This window comes from Bacillus sp. 5mfcol3.1 (genome assembly GCF_900114335.1).
Lineage (GTDB): Bacteria > Bacillota > Bacilli > Bacillales > Bacillaceae_G > Bacillus_A > Bacillus_A thuringiensis_S.
The window spans coordinates 82,746-104,219 of record NZ_FOST01000002.1 but is presented as its reverse complement, the minus strand read 5'-3'; the positions used below and the strand labels follow the sequence as shown (position 1 = coordinate 104,219).

The following is a 21,474-nucleotide window of genomic DNA, read 5'->3' as shown; positions in this document are numbered from 1 at the left end:
ACCGGACCTACTGGCATCACTGGCCCTACGGGGAATACCGGACCTACTGGCATCACTGGCCCTACGGGGAACACCGGGCCTACTGGCATTACTGGACCTACGGGATCTGCCGATAGTGCTTCAGCAAAAAGTATTGTTTTTCAAGGAACAAATGCTGGTTTTCAACGTATAGCGGGTTCTCCTGGAATTGACTCCAATGTTATTCCATATGTCACTGCTGGAGCCGGTAGTGTTGTCGGCTTTTCTGCGTCTATAAATATAAATAATTTACCTGCTGCTATTTATACGATTAATATTTGCAGAAATGTCCCAACAAACCTTACAACCCCTTCTTCTAGCTACATCCTATCTACTATTACCTTAACTACTACTGACAAAATTACCGGAACTATGGTATTTTCCATTAAACCAACGGATAGCGGATCAGAACAAATTCAAGTATTTAATCCTACTCCGGCAGTAGGTCCCGCTACTGTAACTTGGACTAGCATTACAACTGGAAACCCAGTTGCAAGAGGAGATGCTATATCCCTTTATATTACCCCTGGAATTACTGCAAGTGCTGTATATTCTATTTTTCTAATTACTAACATATAGCAATTCATTTCATAAAAAAAGACCCGAGATTCGGGTCAACAAATAGAAATATAAATGAACTACAACAAATAACAGACAAAGCCATTATATATTTTTCGTAGTAAAACATCCATTAATTTCTTTTTACACTATCAATATATTATTTTTCGTTATCGTCCTCTTTTTTAGAACGTCTACCTAAGAAGAATACAAGAACTAATAATATAATTAACAGTAGTACTCCGCCGATAATGTAATATAATGTGTAGTCTTTTTTCGCTTCTACCGCTGTATCATTTAACTTATCAGCTGTCTTTCCTTCAATTGTAAATTTCTTCGTCCATTCCCATTTTTGATCGCCATCAGTGGCTTTCACTTCTACTCGGTACGTTCCTGGATCAAATGCTTTGTTTTCCCAGCTAATAGCATAATCAAAGTTTGAGTTTGGCGCCATTCTTAAATTTTCTTTTTTCGCTTCAAATAAAACGTCTCTACCTTTTTCTTTATATACTTTTGCATCAACACTTAAATTTTTTAACATTGCTGGCTTTACGTTTTGTAAATTTGCAGTAACAACGTTACGCCCGTTAATTTGTGTTGGCTTTACTTCGTTTAATTTCATGTCTGGTTTTACTTCAGCATCCGTCTCTTTTAAAACAACACCAATTGCGTATGCATATTTATTTTCAATTTGCACACCTTCATCTTTTTTCTTTGCATTCTCATCTTCTTTTTCTTTAAAGTATAAACCACCTAAAATAACACCATCAAACGACTCACTTGGCATTTCTAGGTTTATATCAACTGTCACTATGCTGTTAGCTGGGACTTTCGTTTCTTTTGGCATTTTAGCAATTTTAGAAAACGGATATTTCAAAGTAGAATCCGTTTTTGGTTCTACTGTACTATAATCTGTAATACCATTGCTATTCGTAATTGCTGTATTAGCAAACGATTCTACCACAACTTCTTTATTCGTATCATTTTTCATTTGGACTTGAATTGTTTGCTTTTGTCCAGGTTGCATTTTCAAATCAAAATACGTTTGATTTTTATCAATTTGATTTTCTGGTATAACTGCTGTCACAGCGAATTTCATTTCAGCTGCATATACTGAAAAAGCGTTTACCATGAAGAATGTAATTAATAGTAAGCTAGTAAATAGTTTTTTTACCATCTCTTATGTAATCCCCTTCATATCCATTTTATAGACAAGAAAGAGACAAGGTTAAAGCCATTCCCTTATCTCTTCTCATTTTCCTCTTTTATCTTAAAATTCCTCTTACTTACATAGGAGCGTCTGTTAGTTCCCAAGTTAGTGAAGTTGTGTATTGTGTTTGTTCTTTTTTCGTTTTACCTGGTACAGATAACTCTACGCTTTGTTTCGCTTCTGTTGCATCTTTACCAAACGTATTTACCCATGTACCCATACCTTGGTTTTCTTTTGCATCGATTAAATCAGATGCTGCACCACTTGGATTTAATGTGATAGATTGTTCTGCTGTTGGTGCGTCGCTACCTGCATTTGATTTCAAAGCTGAATTTTTTAATGTTAATGCCGCACCATCCAACGCTTTATCATCTGCAGTTTTGAATTGACCATTTTGTTTTACTGTTAAATGCCATCCAGCATTTGTACCACGATTATCTGTTACTTGAACGTAGTTCGGCACGTCAATTACAGAACCGTCTACTTTTTTCTTTACTTTATCTAATTCTGCAAAGTAGATTTCGTTATTCCCTGATGCTTTTTGTGTTTTAAAGTTGAAGTTAGATACATAATCAATACTTAGTGGACCATCTGTACCTTTTTTATCTGGATCTACAGTTTCATCTGGATTCTCTGGATTAACAACATCAATTTTATCTGTATTTTTCTCGAATTTAATGAATGCTTTTGAGTCTAATTTCCCGCCATCTTTCTCAGCTGCAAATGCAGACGTTCCTACTGATACTGATGATAATGTTACCGCTCCAATTAATGCTATTTTTGCTAGTTTCATAGTTTTATACCCCTTTATGATCATTTTTAAAATTCAGTCATTCTTAATTTTCAATCTTGTATAAGCTTAGTTTGGTGTATCTTCTAAAGTCCAAGTTAACTCAGCTGAATATTTCGCACCTTTTTCTTTCGCTGTCGTACCTGGTACGAATAAGCTCACACTCTGTTTACCTTGTTCTGTTCCTTTACCAAATGCAGTCGTCCAATCACCCATACCTTTATTCTTTGCGGCAGTAGTAATTTCCACCGCATCTCCACCTGGAGCTAGCGTTACTTTATTTTTAAATGTTGTAGGTGCATATTGTGCATCAGTTACAGAATTTACAGCTGGGTTACTTAAGCTTAAAGCTGCATTTGTTAACTCACTATTACCACTTTTAAATTGTGCATTTTGCTTTACTTTCAATTTCCATCCTGCATTTGTACCACGGTTATCTGTTACAGATACGAAGTTAGGTACTTCAACTGTTTTGCTCCCTTGTTTCACTTTATCCAATTTTGCAAAGTATGTTTGATCATTACCAGAGATAACTTGCTCGCCGAAGTGTAAGTTAGAAACGTAGTTAATACTTAATGGACCTTTTGTTCCTTTTTCATGGTCACCAGGGTTCTCTGGTGTAACTTTTTCATTTGGATTTTCTGGATTGTTTGGATCTGTTGTGCTTGTATCTTCAATAAACGTTACATCGGTTTTTGATTTCATATTTGCTTTCTCTTCCGCAAATGCTGAAGTTCCTACTGCTGCAACTGATGTTAATGATACTGCACCGATTAATGCTAATTTTGCTAGTTTCATATGTACCTTCCCCTTTTCTCTGTTTTCATCTATTTTTTATTTTGAATACACTTGCTTTCCCCTAATTCTTTTGAATACATATAGAGATAAAACAATCGAAAACAATCCTATATATTGTTTGAAGTCCCGTGTCTGGCCTCCTGTTTTCGGTAAATATTTATCTCCATTTTTATTTTTATCAACTGTCTCTTTTTTTGTATTTATCTTTGTCGGATCAGTTGATGTATTTGGTGTATAGCTATTCGAAAATGTAATACCCGCTTTTGAATTCGTACTTGTAGCCGTTACTACATTTGCCATAAGAAACGGCACACATATAACTGTGGAAACGATAATACCAACTATTTTTTTCATTACTCTCTCCTTTCTAAAATTTATATATTTCATATATTTTTAGAGAGGAGCATCGGTTAATGTCCATTCTAGCTGTCCAGCATATTTAGTATTTGCTTTGACATTCGGCCCTGGTTTTACTTGTAAATGAATTCCTTCGTTTTCCTTCCAATTTAGTGAAACCTCCTCGTCGTTTTTAGAAATATACGAGAATGCTTCTATACTAGAGGTACTTAAAGGTGTATCCTTTCCATTTCGTTTGTAAATCAATGCTCCTGTCAATGTGTCATTTTGCGCTGAAGTTAATGGTGTGATTTCCTTTACATATACACTCCATTTTTGCTTTTTAACACGATCATCGGTTACCTTTAAAGGATTTGAAATCGTCTTCGGTGCGTATGTCGTTGTTTTCGATGGAATTGTTAAATCTCCAAATGTAATTTCTTTTGGTACGTCTACTAACTTTAAAGTCCCATCAACGACAGTAACCGGCACTTGAATCTCCGCTTGTACACCTTGCTTCGTTTCAATTACAACCGTTACAGTATGATTCCCTATTGTTTTGGTATCTGGAATATTGATTAACTTCACTACTGATATTGGTTTATCTACATCCAAATTCGTATCTACAGATAAATCTGTCACAAATTTAGAAATATCCATTTTTGTTAAATCTGTTCCTTGCACTACTTTTTGTGGGACTGGTTTCCCAGTTGGAATACCTTTATACCTTATTTTTGCGATTCCATCTCGATTACTATCTTGTCCATTCTTATCGCCATCTAAATAATTTTTAGCTGACACCGGTATTTCAAGATAACCATCTTTGTAATATTTCATTACATTAGCACCTTTTACAGGAGAACCTGTAATTGTCATTTCATAAATTTTCCCGTTGAATTCTTCTGTTTTTAGCGCATTTACTTTCGCAACCGCAGTGACTTTATTGTTTGTCCTGCTAATATCAAAGAAGCTACTTACATCATCTCCACTCTCCACATCTTGAATGGAAACATCATTCACAGTAAAATCCTTATTCACTTCACTTTCTAATACAAAAGATTTCGCATAGTGAATCTCTTTCGATTGAGCAGGCATATTTTGATATACCTTATAAGAAAGTTGACGGGAATTATCTTCCACAATATCTCCTATTACACTTGGAGCTGGAATTTCAATTTGTGCAATCGCTAATTGGTCGTATGATACATTAACACCTGAAGCATTTAATCTAACTTCTAGCGGTAATTCTGTTAAATTATCAAATGTAATTGTCATATCTGCTTCTGGAGTAGCTACTGGACCTGCTGTTCCAGAAAACTCGATTTTATTATTCCCTTTGTCTTGATACCTAATTGAACTCGTATCATACACGTATAAATTCGTTAAATGACTACCATCATTACGTAACGTTACATTTTTATAACTATTTATCCTTTTGAAATTCCACATTGCCGTTAATGGTACTTTTTTACTTGTTCCGTGTTCATAAAATTCAAAGGAAGCATTATAAGTTTGTCCTGACCTTCCGTTCCCATATAATTGTAAAAAGTTTTTTGCATCACCTTTAGTTATTGGTGTTTTAACATCTACAGATGAAGCTGTCATAGAGTGAATATTAATACGGACATCAATCCATTTCCCTTGATATTCACCAGCTTTTTTTACTAATACGTACTGTTCTCTATTTGAATTTCTAAATGTATATTGACTTTGACCAGTTCTGTCATTGCTACTACCCTTTACCTCATATGTTACTTGTGGGCTCCAAACAAATCTAAAAGCATATTTACCCGAGATAGAAGGCCCTTCACCTGTTCTATTATTTATTACCTTTACATTTGGATATTTAAGAATACTTGTAACAGGACTAGCAGCTAGTAGAGATTGGCTCTTTAATACCTTCTCAGCTTGAATAGCAGGTAATTCCTGATTATTTTCGTTTATCCTATTGCTCTCTTTTAATTCATTTTCCTTTGGTACGAGTTCTTCATTAACCTTTTCTTTCGCTAAAGTCTTCGTTTCTTTTGGAACTTCAGCATTAGTAGAATTTATTTCTTGTTTTTTATTTTCTTCCGATACTTTCACTTTTTCACTTATTTCTTTTCTCATAACTTCCTCTGAAGCCTTTGGATTTTCATCAGAAATGGCTACATTTAAAGCCTCTTTTTTCTCTACAACATGTAGAGAAGGAGATTCAATTTTCTTTTCATCCCCTTCAAACTTCACTATCGGTTCAAATTTGTACTCTCCAGCTTTTTTCATTTGAATGACTACATATACGTCACCGATAAAATTACTTTGTTCATTCTTTTCAATTTTTACAATGTGATCTTCTGTTACTGAAATGTTTTGAATCGCTTTATTGTTTTCGTTCATTTTTTTCGTTTCTGCTTCATTGAACAGCTGTTCATTAGATAATTTCAGCTCGATATTAGCATCTTGTTTATTTGTATTTGTAATCTTTAATACTACATTTTCATCAACTTTTATTTCTTGTTTATCCATATGAACGATAAAACGTCCTTGCTCGTCGTTTGTAACCGCATAAACTTTCGTTGCAGAGTAATCTAGCACACCAACTTGCGTAAATAATATTCCTCCAGCGAGAAGTATACGCCCAAATTTACCTATTTGATTTTGCAATGTACTTCCCTCCCTCGCTTCTTATGAACCGAATATTTCGAACATTAAATTTATTATCCAGCTAAATTTACAATCATAATGTGTATTCCTAGAAAATAAAAAGCCTGGTTGCCTTTTCGATTTTCATACATCACAACATGTGTGAAAATCCAAACTGCAACCAGACTATCATAGTAATTTTCATTACCTTAGACTCTTAGCTTTGCGACCTATCCTTTCGAATAGTGTGCCCATTTATTTTTTCTTTTTGAGACAATAAAAAATCTGGTTGCCTCTTCGATTTTCATACATACAACTATGTGTGAAAATCCAAACTGCAACCAGACTATCATAGTAATTTTCATTACCTTAGACTCTTAGCTTTGCGACCTATCCTTTCGAATAGTGTGCCCATAATTTGTATTTATTTATCGTGTTTTGAATATACCATTAAAACCCAAAAAAGAAAATAGTTTTTTTAGAAAAAAACAATTAATTTTTATAGTCTAAATTTTTCACTGAAAAATCCATAATAAAAACTAAAAAAAACATTTTGATCTTAGAAATACATCATACATTCTTTATCGATAAAATGAGATTTTTACTATCCACAAATAGCAAGATAAAATAGAAAAACATCACTTATTTGGAAGTGATGTTTTTTCTATTTAATGCAGTGGTAACATAACCTCAACCGTCGTTCCAACCCCAACTTCACTTTCAAAATTCATTTTACCGTTGTGGTCTTTAATAATTTTTTCTGTAACTACTAAACCTAGACCAGTTCCTGTTTCTTTCGTTGTATAAAAGGCTTCATTTAACTTTGGAATTTTATCTTTCGGAATGCCGCATCCCTCATCTTTCACTTGAATGATGATTCCATCTTTTACAGTAACTTTAATCGTAATTGTTCCGCCAACTGACATTGCTTCAATTGCATTTTTAATTAAATTAAAAAAGACCTGTTTTAATCGTTTTTCATCACATGTAATTGATGGTAAGTCTTTACTGTAAATACCTTGTATGTAGACTCCTTGTTTTAAAGCAGGCTTTTCCATAACTCGAATAACATAAGAGATAATTTCTTGTATGTTATGAGTTTCTGATTCTAGTGATTTAGATTTCTCAAATCCACTAAGTTCTGTAGCAATTATATGAATCCGATCTACTTCTTGTTTCATAATATCACTATAAATTTTATCCTCTGGATGCTTGTCTGCTTGTTTATTCACAAGTTTTTTTAAGTTTGCTAAAGGTCTTCTAATCTTATAACCAATAACCGTCGCCATTTTTCCAACAGCTGCTAGTTTTTCTGTCTGTTTTATTTCTTTGTCCATCATCTCAAGCGTACGAACGTAAGACTGAACCCTCAAAAATATAATCCAACATATGATAGTAAATACACTATATAATGCCATTGGGATTAAAACGAGAGAAGATTGAATAATGATTCCTGTAAGAGCGTACTTCCCGACAAGTATCGCTGGAACTAACCAGAAATATCTTTTGTTCACAAAGATTGGTGCGAACAAAATAAAAAATACTTCTACTATATTTCCACCGTCAAATTCCGCATCGCTACCATAATAAATCATAATGTTATGGATACAATCTAATACATTATAGCCAATTAGAATAATATACTTTACCACAAAAACATTCTTCCATTTCATAAAGTATATTCCAATGCAAAACAATACTACCGTCAAAAAGTAAAGCCATAAACCTAAACCATCTTCAAACTTTCCTACGCCTTCTTGCTCTCCCGCGATTAAAGGTACGATAAATTCATAGGCAAGATCATACACAAAAAATATAATAAAAAATAAACTTAAAAATACTTTCAACGCCTTTATTTCTTCATTTTTAAATATATAGCCTTTATTCATATGGTAACTCCTAGCTTTTCTTCCACTTGGATTTCAGTATTTCCACACTCCCTTGGGAGAATGATGTCTATTCTCGTTCCAGTATCTCTTTCACTTGAAATATGCAGCTCACCAAGGTGCTCGGCGACAATTCGATTCGCTACCGTAAGTCCCAGACCAATTTTATCTTGTTTCGTTGTATAAAAGGCCTCTGTAACACGGGTTAAGTTTTCTTGCTTAATACCATAACCATTATCGATTACGCTGATTATTACATATTCTTTCCCTTTATTCTCTAATTGCAAATGTAATATGCCACCTTGTTCCATTGCCTCTAAAGCATTTTTTATCGTATATAAAAAGACTCCTCTTATTTTTCGTTCATCACATTCAACTTCTATTGTTTTTTCTTCCACATTAGAAATAAACTGTACGTTTAATTCATTCATTTTTTCGCGAAGACTTGTTATTACTTGTAATACAATTTTTCCTACATCATGTTTCTTATAAATAGAAGGTTTGCATGTAGCAACTTCCATTAACTCACTTATCATATTATTCATATTTTCTATTTCAAAAATCATACGTTTATAAATAGGATCCTCTTCATGCTTCTCTCGTTGTAATTGCGTAAATCCTTTTAATGAAGCGAGTGGATTTTTAATTTCATGTCCAACCGTCGCTGCCATTTTTCCGATTACTGCTAATTTCTGTGATTCGCTAGCAATCGCAATACTTTCCTTTACGGCTGAAAGATATTGTAAAAATCGATTTAAAATGATATATGCAGCTATTAACATAAGTGTACACATAATAAGGAACATAAATGCTTTTACTTCCTCTAATACAAATAAATAAATTAAATATTTTCCTACAATAGAGGAAAGTAAAAACACATAGAATTTTTTATTTAAAAATATAGGTACAAAGAAAATGAGAATAATTTCTATTATATTTGTCGCATCAAACGCCGCTTTATTATAAAAAACATATGCAAATATATTAGCGATTTCTATCGCTATGTATGCAAATATCCATGCATATTTAACAAGGTTTGCCTTCTCTTTTTTCATTAAATATATATTCACGCACAGTATTGCTACTCCGCAAATAACTTGCCATATTATGTTGTATCCCTTATCCATTATTGATTTCTCTTCTAATACGATTGCATAGAAAATTTGATATACAATAACAATGACATATAACACCCATAAAAGGATTTTTGCATTCTTTTCTTCTTCTTTATATGATAGAAAACTTTCTTTCACTTCAACACCCCTTCAAAATAATATCTCGAAGAATACCATTTATTATAATAAATGATTTTCATAGACAAACAAAGATAAATCGAACATTTGAGGAAAATCGTACCAAAAACGCAATATATTTAGACTATATACAGAGCATAAAATCTATGATCATTAATACGTATATTATGGAGGATGTTTTATATAGACGGCCTAAAAAGTAAAACAAAGCTTTTAGAATGGAGCCTATTGATAGAACAGGGGGAAATTTATGTTTATTACTGTCGAGAAAGATGTGCATATTTTTGTGCAAGACGTTAATCCTGGTCCAGGTAGTAAGACTGTTTTCTTCGTTCACGGATGGCCTTTAAATCATCAAATGTATCAATATCAACTCAATGTTTTACCAGAGCATGGCTTTCGCTGTATCGCCATGGATATACGAGGGAATGGACAATCTGATAAGCCATGGACTGGTTACACGTATGATCGATTAGCCGATGATATCGCAATTGTTCTAGAAGCACTCCAAGTAGAGAACGCTACATTAGTCGGTTTCTCAGTTGGTGGTGCTCTTTCTATTCGATATATGTCTCGCTATAATGGGCGCCGCATTTCTAAGCTCGCATTAATTGACGCTGTCTCTCCCTCTTTCGTTAAAAGTCAAGAGTCCCCTTACGGTGTACCGAAAGAACAAGCAGATGCTCTCATTAATCAAATGTATGCTAATTTACCAAAATTTTTAAATGATGTATCTTTATCCTTTTTCAATAGAAACTTAGGAGCTGCAACCCTTGAATGGTTTTCTTATCTCGGTATGCAGTCCGCTTCTTATGCCCTTATCAAAATTTTACAAGCAGCTGCAAATGAAGATGTAACGAAAGATTTAAATAAAATTAACGTCCCAACAAAAATCTTCCACGGCGTTCACGACCAACTAATTCCTTACAAAAGTGCTGAACTTACGCAACAACGAATTAAAAATTCTCAGTTACATGCTCTTACAAATAGTGGTCATGGTTCACCAATCGATCAAGCGGATGAATTAAATAAAGAACTGATAAAATTTTTACAAACATAACAACTGCAATATAAGAATGAACGTTAACATAATCGTTTTTTATAAAACATAAAATTCACACATTTCTCACAAATACACAAATAAAACGATTATATTTTCATATATACTAAATGTACAAGTAATACTCCCTAAACCCAGCTTGTCTGGTTACCCCGTTAAATATTATGAAAAAAGAACTTGTATCGTTATACAAGTTCTTTTTGTTTCTTTTATTTAAAGAGAATATCTTTACTATATTGATTTCCAACGAGTAAATCATATTGAAGCATTTTATATTTCTCTAACATTTCTTTTTGTTTCTTTGTTAAATCATTGATTACTTCTCCGTTTTTATCAACTTTTAATTCATCTCTAAGCACTGGTATTTCCTTGTAAAGTTCCGATAAAAATTGATAAAATAAGGATTTATTTAATCCTGCATAATCAAAAATAAGATTAGAAAAATGAATTGGGCTTACTAAACCTAAATTATCATTTGGCATATCAAAGTTTGCATACATTAATAACGGAGTTTGCGCCATCGCTAAACGTTCGCTCGGTGTTTTTTCATTCGTTATATACCCATTTTCTTTATAAAAAGATTTATTTGTTCCTAATGATGGAAGATGATCTCCAAAGAATACTAATAATGTAGGTCTATCTAAATTATCTAGTTGCTCTATTAAATATTGAAGAGCCTCATCTGAACGTCTTAATCCTTCTGTATACGTCTCTAATTCTCCCTTTGATTCTTCATTTTCTAGACCGCTAATTTCTATTAGGTTTTCACCAAATCGGCCTTCTGTAAATGGAAAATGATTTTGCATCGTAACTGCATGAATAAATGTTGGCTGTTTTTGTTCCTCTAACTCAGCAATTATCTCTTTACTCATCGCTAAATCACTAATATAATCTCCATCAATATCCACATTTTCCATCGTGTCATCTGCATTAAACTTATCAAATCCTAACACCTTATATACATCGTCACGTTTAAAGAATGTGCGACCAAATGAATGAATTGCACTTGTGTAATAACCTTCTTTCTTCAACGCCGTAGGGATTGATGGAATTTCTTTCTTATTTGTAATGACCTGCTGATATGGTATAGAACCTGGCTTTAACAAACTCATTGAATAACTTGTTAATGCCTCAAATTCAACGTTCGCCGTATTTCCCCCAAATGTAGGAGAAATAGTTTGTCCACCAGGAAAGTTTTCTATATAATGATGTAAATTTGGTACAGGATCTTCACTAAAAGAAAGGTTAGTTACTTTCGTCGGATCCCAAAACGATTCACTCATTACAAAAATAATATTCGGTTTCTCTTTTTTCTTTTCATTCCCTATATTTCCACTATATTGTTTTTTTATATCGTTTGCTATTTGAAGCATATTTTCTTTAGAATAATTTTTTGGTTTTTCCATAACTGTTGTATCTAAATTGCTAATAAACCCAAGTACAAAACCATTTGAAGCATAGTTCTCATTTTGATTCCACAAAACAAAATCTACACCTGATTTTTGAAATACTTTATTCATAAATGTATTTGCAAAATTACCATACGCATATAGAACAAAAATAGATCCTACTACTAATAAGGCTCTTATTCCTAGATGAATCTTTACATTTTGAATATACCTTCTCATATATATCCCTGCTACAATACAAGCTACGATACTTACGATAATGATAAAAATATAACTCCAACTAAAATAGTCCATCACCATCGGTATAACAGATTGCATATGCGTAATTTGTGTGAAATCAGAAGGATATAACGGATCACCTCTGAAAATAAGCTTCAAATAATTTACAATACCTAAAATAACTAACGTACAGCTCGTTAAAACCATACTTAGAAAAACCTTACCTATTAAATTATATACAAGAATATATATTGCATAAATTACTACAAAACTTAATATAAACTGCATATTATAAAAGTAAATCCAATTCATTGCCTCTATGAAAATCATATTAACTTGCATGACAATATAAAATAACGCTACTGTATGAGCTAGTAAAAGTAATATAAAATGCACTCGCAGGGATGCTCTAAGTATAGACATCTCTTTTTTATTGAAATGCGTAATATAAAACGTTATGCCCCATATGAAAATCATCATAACACTTAAAACAAACTTTTGATTTAAATGATCTTTCATCATGTCTAAATTAAAAACCTTTAAAATCATAAACAGCATAGTTATTACTAATAAAGTCACCATACTACTTATAATGCTAGAAATTAATATATTTCTTTTTGGAAGATGAAAAAGTGTAGAACCATACTTCAATTCATTCCCTCGTTTCTATGTCTTAATTTCCCCCGCATCGAAAGAACTATTTCTATTAAAATAACATATATTACATATTTCGTCTGCATACTTGCTTCTATCATAAATGTTTTGTCTTAATATTCCCTTAATCAACCGTTAAATTATGGTATACAAATTACTCATTCTTGAAAAGCTTAATTTCAGCACTCCACTTTATGATATAATAACTATTTTTTAGAAATCCTTAATGCTATTAAAGATTCCACATGAAAATACGAAAGAATTAATAAACAGGCGTTGCACGTTTTTAACAACTATTACTATAACGAAAAGAACCTGCCACAAGACAGGTTCTTTTCGTTATTTTATGATAAAAGAGAAAATGATTATTATGTGTATTATATAAAGGGAAGCAGCCATATTTTCCATACGATACATACGAGTACTATAACCACAAAATCAAAAAAATCTAATCTCGGGCCTTTTTTCATATTCATATGTAGCCACATATGAAACCATTTTATTTTTGTATATTTATGGATGTTTTTCTTTGCAAATCGGTAAATAAGCATTTGCACGATAAAAAATCCGGCCACAAAAATAAATAATAAGATGAGAAATCCAATCACAAAATTCCTCCTATTTTTGTAGCGTTTTTTCTACTATCCGATTTTTCAAAACCCACTCTTCAAACTGGGCACTTCCAAATTCCCAGCTAAGATCGCGAGCATGTACAGAAAAAACGTAATGGCCAGCATATTCATCCATAAATCTCCCTAACTTTACATCGTCTTTCTCAATACCGTATACTCCAAAATTAAAATACACATCCCATACGTCTTCATTCTTCCTCTTATAAGCAATCGATTCCATATCACATTCTGTCCCGAAATAATCAAGATGTAAATGTACGCTATCATCGTATTCGTACTCCATTTTATCACCCCTTATATTTGTACTTCTTTATCACCCAAAAAATTCCTGCTATCTACACTCACATATGGGCAATTACCTACATATCATGCTTGTAGAGTGACTTCTAGGAGGTGTTATATAGTGAAAAAATTAATCGCGATTTTTTGCATCATGTTACTAGCTGTTTTTACTTTTGCTGCTTGTAGTAGTAAAAAAGAAGGTACGAAAGAACAAACTCAAAACATTCGCGTCGGCGAAGTTACCCATTCTCTCTTCTATGCCCCATTATATGTTGGGATTGAAAAAGGATTTTTTAAAGATGAAGGACTAAATATTGACCTACAAACAACAGCTGGTGGCGATAAAACGATGACCGCCCTATTATCTGGCGGAATTGATATCGCTCTCGTCGGTTCTGAAACGTCTATTTACGTTCATCAACAAGGAGCGAAAGACCCTGTCATTAACTTTGCACAGCTTACACAAACAGATGGGACATTTTTAGTTTCACGTAAAAAACTAGACTCTTTTAATTGGAATGACGTAAAAGGTGTTACATTTTTAGGACAGCGTAAAGGCGGCATGCCGCAAATGGTTGGAGAATACGTTTTAAAGAAAAATGGCATTGATCCTCATAAAGATACAAACTTAATTCAAAATATCGAGTTTGCTAATATTGCAAATGCCTTCTCATCTGGTACTGGAGAGTTTGTACAGCTCTTTGAACCGACTGCAAGTATACTTGAGAAAGAAGGTAAAGGTTATATCGTCGCTTCATTCGGAAATGAATCTGGTACTGTTCCTTATACAACGTTCATGGCAAAAGATAGTTTCTTAAAGAAAGATAAAGCTGCTGCTGAAAAGTTCACACGTGCTCTCTATAAAGCACAGCAATGGGTTGATACACATAGTTCAGAAGAGATTGCTGATGCTGTTTCCCCGCTATTTAAAGACACTTCAAAAGACATAACAGTAAAAGTAATTGAACGGTACAAAAAACAGCATTCTTATGCGACAAATCCACTACTAGATGCGGAAGAATGGAAACAGCTCCAAACTATTATGAAAGACGCTGGCGAATTACAAAAAGAAGTCCCACATGAAGCGCTCGTCAATACAAAAATTGCCGAAAGCGTTATTAAGAAATAGAGGCGAAGTGTATGAGTTTTTTACAAATACGTAACGTTTCTCACTGCTTTTTTGCAAAAGAGAATGCCAAACTTATTCTCGAAGATATGAGCTTACAAGTGGAAGAAGGCGAATTTATTTCTATACTCGGTCCAAGTGGTTGTGGTAAAACAACGCTCCTCTCAATCATTGCTGGACTACTTGATCCAATTGACGGTATCGTCTTTTTAGATGGTGAACCGATTACAACGAAAACATCATCTATGGGATATATGTTGCAACAAGATTACTTATTCCCTTGGAAAACGATTGAAGAAAATATTATGCTCGGACTTCATATTCGAAAGATTTATGATGAGCAGATGAAAGAACATACTTTAAATCTTTTAAAACAAGTCGGTCTGCATGGTGTAGAAGAACAATATCCCCGTGAACTATCCGGCGGTATGCGTCAACGTGCCGCTCTCGTTCGAACATTAGCGACTGATCCGAAAATTTTATTACTAGATGAACCATTCTCCGCACTCGATTATCAAACGAAATTAAAACTAGAAGAACTCGTTTTCAACTTACTAAATAAATATAAGAAAACATCACTACTTGTTACTCATGATATTGAAGAAGCGATCGCGATGAGTGATCGTATTTATTTACTGCAAGCGAATCCCGGAAAAATCGCAAAAACCTTTATCGTCCCGGAAAGTATCCGTTCTTTATCACCGTTAGAAGCACGCCATCACTACGATTTCCCAGCCCTCTTTCAAGATATATGGAAGGAGCTGGAACGACTTGGATAATATAAAACAACTACATGAACAATTTCGAAAGAACGAATGCAGACGCGCTTGGATTGCTCGCTCGCTACAACTTTTACTACTTATTCTTTTCTTTGCACTATGGGAAATAGCTAGTAAAAAAGAATGGATTGATCCTTTACTCTTTAGCTCTCCTTCGAGTATTTTGGATCTCTTCTTAACGAAATGGATCGACGGTTCACTTTGGGTCCACATATGGACGACATTGCTGGAAACAGGAGTAGGCTTCATTCTCGGAACGGTACTCGGTGCTATTATTGCCACGTTTCTTTGGTGGATGCCACTTCTAGCCCGCGTACTTGATCCTTATCTCGTCGTCCTAAATGCAATGCCAAAAGTTGCACTCGGTCCAATCATCATCGTTATTTTCGGTCCAAACATTTCATCTTCTATTGCAATGGGAGTAATCATTTCCATCATCATTACCATTCTCGTTATTTACAGTGCATTTCAAGAAGTCGATTCTAACTATATAAAAGTGATGGACACATTTGGTGCAAATAAATGGCAATGTTATAAGCAAGTCGTTCTCCCTGCATCCTTTCCAGCAATTATCTCAACGTTAAAAGTAAATGTTGGTTTATCCTGGGTTGGTGTTATTTTCGGAGAACTTCTCGTTTCCAAACAAGGACTTGGCTACTTAATTAGCTACGGATTCCAAGTCTTTAACTTCACACTCGTCTTACTTAGCGTACTACTCACATGTGTTCTTGCAACTCTTATGTATGTGTTTGTTGAAGCATTTGAAAAAATTCTAATTGGAAAAAGAAAAAGAAGCTGACTCAAAACAGTGCGCTATAGTCAGCTTCTTTCTTTTACCTTTTATCACACATTTTCGTTTCATTTGTAATGTTTCCATCCGCAACCGTAACTGTATGGAAACAGTCTTTCACACGTACTGTAACGACATTATCTTTTCGATCTATCACATGATAATCATTAAACTTTTCATTCAAAGCACTACGAATTTGCTCCCCTTCAAAAATCGGAAAACCGTGAGACATTACCCAAATGAGACCAGCAACAGCAAGAATCGTTTTCATACGTTTCATTACCTCCTCGAGAGTAAACTTATAGTCCCTACAACACGCGCATTATAATTGTGTCTAAATTGTGACATTTTTATACTAATTCTATTTTATACCGCCAGTTCCTTCTTCTTTTAAATAAAAATACAGAATTTTCAATTTTATAAACATAAAAAAACGCAAAGAATTAAAAATTCTTCACGCTTTACTTTAACGAAACTATATCGAACGCATAACTCACATTAGTCTCCACTTTGTTGTTCTATCGTTTTCGAAACATCATATAATCCTGACAGCACTTCCGCTCTCATTTTTACAAGCTCAGGGAACTGATAGAAGAAAGCAATTTTCTTATATTTTAACTCTGTTCCTTCTTTCACTTTTTTTGAATCTTGTAAAATGAACGCTGTAAATGTATCTGCGATATCTTCTGCTACATTTGTCGTTCCATACTGTGAGACAAACTCATCTTGCTTTTCTTTAAAAAACTCAATTTGAGTTTCTTCACTTTCTTCTACTTTCTTTTCTGTCCACTCTTGCTCAATAGGCTTCCAGAAAGAGTTATAAAATTGATTAATATAAGATTTTCCCTTCGCACATCCCTCTTGTAAGAAAAGATTTCCACATTTATTTCGGTACGTTGAAATATCTTTATCTTCTTCAAAAGCCTTTACATAGTTTTCATCTACTGGTATTTGCTTATGCCCGAGCGTCAACACGTGAGCCGTCTCATGAATTAATGTTTTCATCACTTCATCGATATTTACCGCAGAATCAAGCGTATCTAGGCTAAGAGTCCAGTCTTTCGGATTCTCCATACTCGGCATAACATGGGCAACAACACCGTCATAACCATCTGTTATTAAATCAAATTCTGTTATATTCCCACGATATTTAGCTGGAATGAGTGTACGATACATATCCCATAAGTCTTCATGATACCCTCTATCTTGACGTTGTTGTAGCACCTCTTCTTTCGCTTCTTTATCTTCAGCGAATACTTTATTTAAACGTTTCCGTTCTATTTTTTCAAAATAAGGATCTACAATTTCATCACCATCGATATAATAAGAAGCTAAAAAGAAATAACTTTCATCATCATCCTCATCATCTTTTTTCTGCTCTGCCTCTTTCATATCCGCACTTTCATGCTCTTCTATTTCATAATCTTCTACTGCTTCAAGCTCAGATAATCCATCTATTTTTTCATATACTTTTTGAAGTTTCTTATCTCCTATTTCCACACATTCTTCGTCTGTTTTACACACTTCTTTTTCTTTCACACTCTTCATAGAACTTTCGCATCCTGCTAGTAAGCCGATTGCAACGATAACCCCTACTAACTTGCCATACAGTCTCTTCATACAGTCCTCCATCAATACATTCTACAAAAATATAATAATCATTTTTTAACGAATATGCGATAATTAATTATAAAAACTGCAAGGAGGCTTCTCATGATTCGTGCAATCTTATTCGACTTAGATGGAACACTATTAGATCGGCGCCAATCTTTAGAACAATTTATTTGTGAACAATATAATCGCTTCTCCTCACATTTGATGAGTATAGAGAAATCAGAGTATTGTTCTCGATTTCTTGAACTCGATAATAATGGTTATACGTGGAAGGATAAAGTATATGCTACTCTCCTTTCCGAATACAACATTACTACTTTAACGCAAGAGCAACTGCTACACGACTATATTACAAACTTCCAAAATCATTGTATTCCTTTCAAAAACACGCATGAACTACTTCAACAGTTAAAACAGCGAAACATTAAAATTGGTATTATCACAAATGGTTTTACTGAATTTCAGATGAGCAACCTTCGAGCACTACATATACATACGTATACAAACACCATTCTCGTTTCAGAAGCTGAAGGAATTAAAAAACCTCACCCTGAAATTTTCGAACGTGCTTTGCAAAGACTAGATGTTAAGGCAGAAGAATGTCTTTATGTTGGAGATCATCCAGAAAACGATGTGCTTGGTTCTGAACAAGTAGGGATTCTTGGTGTTTGGAAAAAAGATTCGTTTTGGGGTGATTTTAAGCATTCACGTATCGTAGATGATTTGTTGGAGGTGCTTTTGTTTTTAGAGGTGGAGATAAAAACACAATAATAGTAATTAAATTATATCAACAATTTTCACGATATCTTGATTCACCGACAAAAAATAATAAGAGGAGGCAGTTGTTCAAAAACGCCTCCTCTTCCTTTATTATTCATATACTGTAAACTGCGGTTTACTCGGATGATCTATCACTTGCGCATCATCTGGAAATTTTGAAACTTTTTGATATAAGACAATGTCGCCGATACAACCTGCTGTTAGTAGAATTCCTAAAAATGAGAGTGGCTCCAGATTCATAGCTAATCCCAATACAATTGGCAAAATTCCAGTTGGTAAAAACGGAAGCATTAACACTTTCTTCATTTGCTTTACTGTAACCGCCTGTTTAGAATGAGCATATGCAACACCTAATTTCCAATTAACGCCCCATTTTAGTTCACTCCACGGAACACCTCCGATATAGCGAAAGCCAATTAAATGTATCGCCTCATGAATACAAACGAGAACAATCATTGCGATAATAAAAAGAAACATCGTTAATAATGTAACTTCAACTTGAACCCCACCTGAAAGAAATATATGCAAATAACCAATTCCAAACGACAAAGCAATTATTATAAAAAATAAAGAAAAGTTTAATTTAACCATCGAAACAGTAACAGTCGTTTCTTTTCTTTTATCCATCTTCCCCCTCCTAAAATGTAAATATATCTTTACAAAATTGTATAATATACCCAAAATAATGTAAAGATATATTTACATTTATTCTTACATACAAAAAAAAGAAACCGGCCACTTTACTTCGTAAAACAGCCGATTTCTTCTATATGTTTCATCGTACGCGCTAATACGTCATCGCGCATTATAAAGCTAAATTTTCTATTCGTTTTAATGTTGTCAGGAATGTCTTTTAATAAAACAGACCCTTTCGTTTCTTCGTAATGCGTATGTTCTTCTACCGCACTAATTGTTGCAAAATAAATGTTTTTAATGATTATTTTGTCTTTTCCAGATACTTTGTATTGTCCTAAGTAAGTTAAATCAGAAACTATGCCGCCGGTTTCTTCATGAACCTCTCGAACTGCCGCTTCTTCCGGTGTTTCCCCTATTTCTACTTTACCACCTGGAAATTCAAGACCGCGACGTAAATGATGTGTTAATAACCATTGATCCCCGTACCGGCATACAACCCAAACATGCTTTGGCTCAGGAGAAAATGGATAACGTTCAAACGATAATTGTACAGTGTTGTGGTAATAATCTTTAAATTTGTACATGCCATTACTCCCCTATTGATGGTTACAAGTTTTTCCTACCACAAATTGTAGCATATTCTCGCTTTTCTGCATAATATTATCCAATTACAATCCATTGATTATTCCCATTTGCGCGACTAATTCTTTCGTCTCATGATTTCCTAAATCGTAAATCATTTTATATGCTTTTTGTAGTTGTTCATCATATCGGTCATTATTTGAATCGTGATGATACTCAACAAATGGAACGTGGGAGCGTACAAATGACCCTAAATCTTCTACATATGCTTGATCAAAGTGCTCTCTTAATTCCGTAATTTCCTCATCATTTGCGGAAATCTCAAAATTATACGTATCCGCCGTCTTCACTTGTGAAATTTGACCATTTCCTATTGATATATAATATGTTTTTTTCGTCTCCATGTAACACCCTTCTTTCATCCTTTTATTTTCTATTGTTTTCATCAATTACAAAATTATGTAAAATAAAGAAAAGGAGGGATTTTATGTTCAAAATATTAATTATCGGTATTATCATCGTCCTAATCATCCTCGTACTCTCCATCATGACAATTAATAAAGGCTATGCTTATAAACATTCCGTCGATAAACTAGAAGACAATCCTTATACAAAAAAGAATAAGGAGAATTCCTAATATGCTTCGTATACTTCGCATCATAGTAGCACTCACTGTGATCGTTATGTCGGCAATTGGATTATATACAGGTCAAAATAATTTTTTACCTCTTTCACAATTTCTATTAGGGGCTTTAATGTTTCTCATCGCATTTAAACAAATAAAGAAAAAGGAGGCAGCAACTGGATTTATTTGTATTATTGCCGGTGCTTTCATTTGGATTGTTCTCATCATTAGCTATATCAAATAAAAGGAGGTACATGCATGCTAAAAGGAGTACGGATTACTTTATCACTTATTGCTTTATCTATAGCAATCTATGGATTTTTTACTAGTAATAGAGAAATAATGCCGTATATGTTTATCTCTTTAGGAGTTATGGCCCTCACCATAAGTTTAGAGGAAATATTAAAAAGGCAAACAGGAGGTAGTGTGCTCGCTCTACTAGCAGGAGCCGCTGCTTTATTTATTGGTTTCACAGAAATATTCCGATAAATGGTCTAAAGGAGGCTATACAATGCTAACTCTAACTATATTACGGAGTTTTTTAGCATTTCTCATGCTTCTCTTACTCATTCTAAGCACTTATATCCATGTTACCGATAATTTTTCACTTCTCCCATACGTACAATTTATTCTCAGTTGTTTCTTTATTCTTCTAGGAATTAATGAATTGAAATCCGGACGAAAATCAATGAGTATCCCGTATTTTTTCGTTTCCAGTCTCATATTCTTCTTTTTAATATCAAACTACTTTCGTTATATGTAGAATGAAATTTTGACCAATTTAGCATTTATAATTATTTTCTCTCAGTAACTAT

General features: G+C 33.7%; 23 protein-coding genes, 1 pseudogene and 2 riboswitches. Of the genes and pseudogenes, 9 read left to right on the top strand and 15 right to left on the bottom strand.

Annotation, left to right across the window (positions count from 1 at the left end):
* Positions 1-597: pseudogene (locus BM089_RS31485) on the top strand (collagen-like protein); the annotation flags it as partial.
* 139 nt (positions 598-736) lie between these two features.
* Here BM089_RS31485 and BM089_RS09665 read toward each other — a convergent pair.
* The 7 genes from BM089_RS09665 to BM089_RS09635 all read right to left on the bottom strand — a co-directional run bounded on the left by BM089_RS09665 (position 737) and on the right by BM089_RS09635 (position 9,471).
* A complete protein-coding gene (locus BM089_RS09665; RefSeq protein WP_072941209.1) occupies positions 737-1,753 on the bottom strand; it encodes a WxLIP family cell surface protein in 1,017 nt (338 codons plus the stop codon).
* Positions 1,754-1,862: 109 nt separating this feature from the next.
* The gene (locus tag BM089_RS09660; protein WP_090976835.1) at positions 1,863-2,579 is read right to left on the bottom strand and encodes a WxL domain-containing protein; all 717 of its coding nucleotides are present in this window, start codon (positions 2,577-2,579) and stop codon (positions 1,863-1,865) included.
* Positions 2,580-2,645: 66 nt separating this feature from the next.
* Complete coding sequence (locus BM089_RS09655) at positions 2,646-3,374, bottom strand: WxL domain-containing protein (RefSeq protein ID WP_071713469.1); 729 nt, start codon at positions 3,372-3,374, stop codon at positions 2,646-2,648.
* 36 nt (positions 3,375-3,410) lie between these two features.
* The gene (locus tag BM089_RS09650; RefSeq protein WP_000724871.1) at positions 3,411-3,728 is read right to left on the bottom strand and encodes a hypothetical protein; all 318 of its coding nucleotides are present in this window, start codon (positions 3,726-3,728) and stop codon (positions 3,411-3,413) included.
* Positions 3,729-3,767: 39 nt separating this feature from the next.
* Positions 3,768-6,353 carry a WxL domain-containing protein gene (locus BM089_RS09645; protein ID WP_090976833.1) on the bottom strand — a complete coding sequence of 862 codons (2,586 nt, stop codon included), beginning with the start codon at positions 6,351-6,353 and terminating at the stop codon, positions 3,768-3,770.
* 152 nt (positions 6,354-6,505) lie between these two features.
* A riboswitch (cyclic di-GMP riboswitch) is annotated at positions 6,506-6,594 on the bottom strand.
* A 71-nt stretch (positions 6,595-6,665) separates the two neighbouring features.
* Positions 6,666-6,754, bottom strand: a riboswitch (cyclic di-GMP riboswitch).
* 246 nt (positions 6,755-7,000) lie between these two features.
* A complete protein-coding gene (locus BM089_RS09640) occupies positions 7,001-8,221 on the bottom strand; it encodes an ATP-binding protein (RefSeq protein ID WP_001032635.1) in 1,221 nt (406 codons plus the stop codon).
* Complete coding sequence (locus BM089_RS09635) at positions 8,218-9,471, bottom strand: ATP-binding protein (protein ID WP_016512215.1); 1,254 nt, start codon at positions 9,469-9,471, stop codon at positions 8,218-8,220. The genes BM089_RS09640 and BM089_RS09635 overlap by 4 nt, the downstream gene beginning before the upstream one ends.
* A 250-nt stretch (positions 9,472-9,721) precedes the next feature.
* Here BM089_RS09635 and BM089_RS09630 point away from each other — a divergent pair, with 250 nt between their 5' ends.
* Positions 9,722-10,531, top strand: coding sequence for an alpha/beta fold hydrolase (locus BM089_RS09630; protein ID WP_090976830.1), 810 nt, complete (start codon positions 9,722-9,724; stop codon positions 10,529-10,531).
* Between the two features lie 209 nt (positions 10,532-10,740).
* Here BM089_RS09630 and BM089_RS09625 read toward each other — a convergent pair whose 3' ends face one another.
* The 3 genes from BM089_RS09625 to BM089_RS09615 form a co-directional block, all read right to left on the bottom strand.
* Complete coding sequence (locus BM089_RS09625) at positions 10,741-12,810, bottom strand: LTA synthase family protein (protein ID WP_090976828.1); 2,070 nt, start codon at positions 12,808-12,810, stop codon at positions 10,741-10,743.
* 380 nt (positions 12,811-13,190) lie between these two features.
* Positions 13,191-13,421 (bottom strand): hypothetical protein, encoded by a 231-nt coding sequence (locus BM089_RS09620; protein WP_030028720.1) that lies wholly within the window; start codon positions 13,419-13,421, stop codon positions 13,191-13,193.
* Positions 13,422-13,431: 10 nt separating this feature from the next.
* Positions 13,432-13,728, bottom strand: a complete 297-nt coding sequence (locus tag BM089_RS09615) for a DUF3986 family protein (protein WP_090976826.1) — start codon at positions 13,726-13,728, stop codon at positions 13,432-13,434.
* A gap of 120 nt (positions 13,729-13,848) precedes the next feature.
* Between BM089_RS09615 and BM089_RS09610 the strand changes: the two genes are divergently transcribed.
* The 3 genes from BM089_RS09610 to BM089_RS09600 are packed head-to-tail and all read left to right on the top strand — an operon-like array spanning position 13,849 to position 16,431.
* Positions 13,849-14,856, top strand: a complete 1,008-nt coding sequence (locus BM089_RS09610; RefSeq protein WP_139213248.1) for an ABC transporter substrate-binding protein — start codon at positions 13,849-13,851, stop codon at positions 14,854-14,856.
* Between the two features lie 11 nt (positions 14,857-14,867).
* The gene (locus BM089_RS09605) at positions 14,868-15,632 is read left to right on the top strand and encodes an ABC transporter ATP-binding protein (protein WP_000009022.1); all 765 of its coding nucleotides are present in this window, start codon (positions 14,868-14,870) and stop codon (positions 15,630-15,632) included.
* Positions 15,625-16,431, top strand: coding sequence for an ABC transporter permease (locus BM089_RS09600; RefSeq protein ID WP_090976823.1), 807 nt, complete (start codon positions 15,625-15,627; stop codon positions 16,429-16,431). The genes BM089_RS09605 and BM089_RS09600 overlap by 8 nt, the downstream gene beginning before the upstream one ends.
* A 34-nt stretch (positions 16,432-16,465) precedes the next feature.
* On the opposite strand, the gene BM089_RS09595 is transcribed toward BM089_RS09600, so the two are convergent.
* Together BM089_RS09595 and BM089_RS09590 are read right to left on the bottom strand one after the other, a co-directional pair.
* The gene (locus BM089_RS09595) at positions 16,466-16,693 is read right to left on the bottom strand and encodes a hypothetical protein (protein WP_000849112.1); all 228 of its coding nucleotides are present in this window, start codon (positions 16,691-16,693) and stop codon (positions 16,466-16,468) included.
* 227 nt (positions 16,694-16,920) lie between these two features.
* Positions 16,921-18,042, bottom strand: a complete 1,122-nt coding sequence (locus tag BM089_RS09590) for a hypothetical protein (protein ID WP_063548865.1) — start codon at positions 18,040-18,042, stop codon at positions 16,921-16,923.
* Positions 18,043-18,135: 93 nt separating this feature from the next.
* On the opposite strand from BM089_RS09590, the gene BM089_RS09585 reads away from it, so the two are divergent.
* On the top strand, positions 18,136-18,807 hold the full coding sequence (locus BM089_RS09585; protein WP_090976821.1) for an HAD family hydrolase: 672 nt from the start codon (positions 18,136-18,138) through the stop codon (positions 18,805-18,807).
* A 99-nt stretch (positions 18,808-18,906) separates the two neighbouring features.
* On the opposite strand, the gene BM089_RS09580 is transcribed toward BM089_RS09585, so the two are convergent.
* From BM089_RS09580 to BM089_RS09570, 3 genes are all read right to left on the bottom strand, one after another.
* Complete coding sequence (locus tag BM089_RS09580) at positions 18,907-19,443, bottom strand: DUF3267 domain-containing protein (RefSeq protein WP_090976819.1); 537 nt, start codon at positions 19,441-19,443, stop codon at positions 18,907-18,909.
* A gap of 113 nt (positions 19,444-19,556) precedes the next feature.
* Complete coding sequence (mutTA, locus tag BM089_RS09575) at positions 19,557-20,036, bottom strand: antimutator 8-oxo-(dGTP/GTP)ase (RefSeq protein ID WP_000276382.1); 480 nt, start codon at positions 20,034-20,036, stop codon at positions 19,557-19,559.
* A gap of 84 nt (positions 20,037-20,120) precedes the next feature.
* Positions 20,121-20,438 (bottom strand): hypothetical protein, encoded by a 318-nt coding sequence (locus BM089_RS09570; protein WP_000448409.1) that lies wholly within the window; start codon positions 20,436-20,438, stop codon positions 20,121-20,123.
* Between the two features lie 83 nt (positions 20,439-20,521).
* Here BM089_RS09570 and ytzI point away from each other — a divergent pair, with 83 nt between their 5' ends.
* From ytzI to BM089_RS09555, 3 genes are read left to right on the top strand one after another with little or no spacing between them, the layout of a single operon-like run.
* Positions 20,522-20,671, top strand: coding sequence for a YtzI protein (ytzI, locus tag BM089_RS09565; protein ID WP_000472791.1), 150 nt, complete (start codon positions 20,522-20,524; stop codon positions 20,669-20,671).
* Between the two features lies 1 nt (position 20,672).
* On the top strand, positions 20,673-20,903 hold the full coding sequence (locus BM089_RS09560) for a DUF3953 domain-containing protein (RefSeq protein ID WP_090976817.1): 231 nt from the start codon (positions 20,673-20,675) through the stop codon (positions 20,901-20,903).
* Positions 20,904-20,917: 14 nt separating this feature from the next.
* On the top strand, positions 20,918-21,148 hold the full coding sequence (locus BM089_RS09555; RefSeq protein WP_000912059.1) for a DUF3953 domain-containing protein: 231 nt from the start codon (positions 20,918-20,920) through the stop codon (positions 21,146-21,148).
* Positions 21,149-21,474 lie beyond the last annotated feature (326 nt).